Annotated in this window: 2 protein-coding genes and 1 tRNA gene; all 3 read right to left on the bottom strand. The window is 69.6% G+C overall.

Features of this window, described 5'->3' with window-relative positions:
- Nucleotides 1-101: 101 nt before the first annotated feature.
- Nucleotides 102-186: transfer RNA gene (locus AC1DQP_RS19580), tRNA-Leu, on the bottom strand.
- A gap of 90 nt (nucleotides 187-276) precedes the next feature.
- On the bottom strand, nucleotides 277-1,611 hold the full coding sequence (locus AC1DQP_RS19585) for a chloride channel protein (protein WP_457321098.1): 1,335 nt from the start codon (nucleotides 1,609-1,611) through the stop codon (nucleotides 277-279).
- Between the two features lie 64 nt (nucleotides 1,612-1,675).
- Nucleotides 1,676-1,939, bottom strand: coding sequence for a hypothetical protein (locus AC1DQP_RS19590; protein WP_457321100.1), 264 nt, complete (start codon nucleotides 1,937-1,939; stop codon nucleotides 1,676-1,678).
- Nucleotides 1,940-2,324 lie beyond the last annotated feature (385 nt).

Consider the following 2,324-nt stretch of genomic DNA (forward strand, 5'->3'; position numbering starts at 1 on the left):
GGGCCGGAGCGGCCGTGAAGGCCTGCCCGGGCAGCATGCGGCCGTCTCCCCGGATCCGGGACGTGCCGACCATCAACCTGCCGGCCAGGGGCCGGGATGACTGGTGCGAAAGGGGGGACTCGAACCCCCACGCCTTGCGGCACTGGAACCTAAATCCAGGGCGTCTACCAATTCCGCCACTTTCGCGAGCGATACCGCTCAGCCGTCCATTGTTGCAGGGCTGGCGGGAAAGAAAAAGCCGCAAGGGCGCTATTGCGCCTGGATTGGCGCCGCGGCCTATGTGCCCTGGGCCGTCCCCGTCGGTGACGGGGCGGGCGTCGCATCCAGCAACCGTTGCGCCAGTGCCCGATAGATCGGCTGGCGGCACACCAGCGACGAGAGCGCACGCGCCAGCAGGACCGTGGCCAGGATGGGCAGCAGCATGTCGGTGTTGTCGGTCAGCTCCATGGAAATGACCGCCGAGGTCAGCGGCGCCTGGGTGATGCCGGTCAGGTAGGCGCACATGCCCAGCAGCACCACTGCCGAGGGGTCCACGCCGGGCAGCAGCGCGGCGAGGTTGTGGCCGATCCCCGCGCCGACCGCCAGCGCCGGCGAGAACAGGCCGCCCGGGATACCGGCGATATAGGACACCAGGTTGGCGGCGAACTTCATCAGCCCGAACTCGTGCCCCACCACGCCCTGCCCCTGCACAAGACCACGCGCCTGCTCGTAGCCGGTGCCAAAGGCGCCCGCGCCGAACACCAGCCCCAGCACCGCCAGCAGCAACCCGCAACCGGCGGCGAACAGCACCGGCCGCGACGCCCGCGCGCGTCCCAGCCAGCGGGGTCGCCCGTCCACGGCAGCCAATACCAGCCAGCTGAACACCCCGCCGGCCAGCCCGCCGACGACACCGCACAGCAGCACCGCCAGCCACCCCATGCCCAGCGGCAGCGTCACATCCACCCGGCCGAAATAGGTGTAATTGCCCAGCAGCCCCAGCGACACCACGCCACCGACGATCACCGCCGTCAACAGTGCGCCGGAGAAGCGATGCTCGAGCCGCCCGGACAGTTCTTCGATCGCAAACACCACGCCCGCCAGCGGCGTGTTGAACGCCGCCGCGATGCCAGCCGCGCCACCGGCCAGCAGGAAGTGGCCGGCGTGGCGCGGGTCGCGGAACCCGAGCGCGCGCCCGATCACGAACATGAGGCTTGCACCGACATGGACGGTCGGCCCTTCGCGCCCCACCGATGCACCGCCCAGCAGTGCCAGCACCGTCAACCCCAGCTTGCCTGCGGATACCGGCAGCGACAGGTTGCGCTGGCGGAACCCGGCGTCGGGCACGTCCAGTGCGGCGATCACCTGCGGGATGCCGCTGCCGCGGGTGGATTTGAGGGCGCCCTGGGTGACCCAGGCCAGCAGGCCGAATACGGCCGGGGTGAGCAGCAGGGGCCACAAGGGCGATGCGTCGTAGATGCGCCGGAACAGCGCGAAGGCCGCGTCGCTGGCCTTGGCGAACACGATGGCCGCCAGCGCGACGGCGACCGCACCGCCCCACAGGGCGAAGCGCTCGAACCATTGCTGCCGCGACCCAAGCAAGCGCGTGCGCGACGACGGTGACGGGGTATCCATGTCGATAGTGTTCCACCGGACCGATCCACGCGATGTGCAGTGACTGGCGGCAGCGGCGGCTGAATCAGTCGGTTGGCAAGGCCTGGGCGGGCTGGACGTCACCGTCGGCAAGGTCGGTACGCAGCACGGTCTGCGCGTAAGGATGGACGGGCACGTCTGCGAGCGGGATGGCAGGCACGAACGTGCCCGGCGCCATGTCATGGCGAACCACCGTGGTGGCGTTCTGCGCCTGCACCGACGGCAGTGCGGCCTGCGGCGGTGCGTCTGCTGCCAGCACGGTACCGACAGAGGCGGCCAGCAGGAGTCCGGCAAAGGTGGGAAGCGTCATCGTTGCTGCCCTCGAACAGGCGCCGTTGGCGCGGTACGTCGAGTGAAACGCGGTTGCCAGGCACAGACCGTGCGCGGCGTTGCAGGTTGGGAAAACGCCGTGACGTGTTCGGCGCGACGGGCGGCGCGAGGTCATGGCAGCGACGTGCGCGATGGAGATCCTCGCGCGTTGGACCGTTGCCGAGCGCGGCTCGGCACTACCGGGTTGCGTCCCACGCGAACGCCGGTGACCCGTCCTGCCATAGGTTGACACCTGTGGCGGATGATTCAGCCGCCGTCAGGCGGCCAAGGACGCCCGATGGACTGCATCGGGCGTCTGCATTTTAAGGGACAGGTGCGGTCGCTCGGCGTTATAGATCGCCACCGACTCGGCCACCATCTGCCGT

The sequence above is a fragment of the Stenotrophomonas sp. P5_A8 genome, assembly GCF_056400545.1.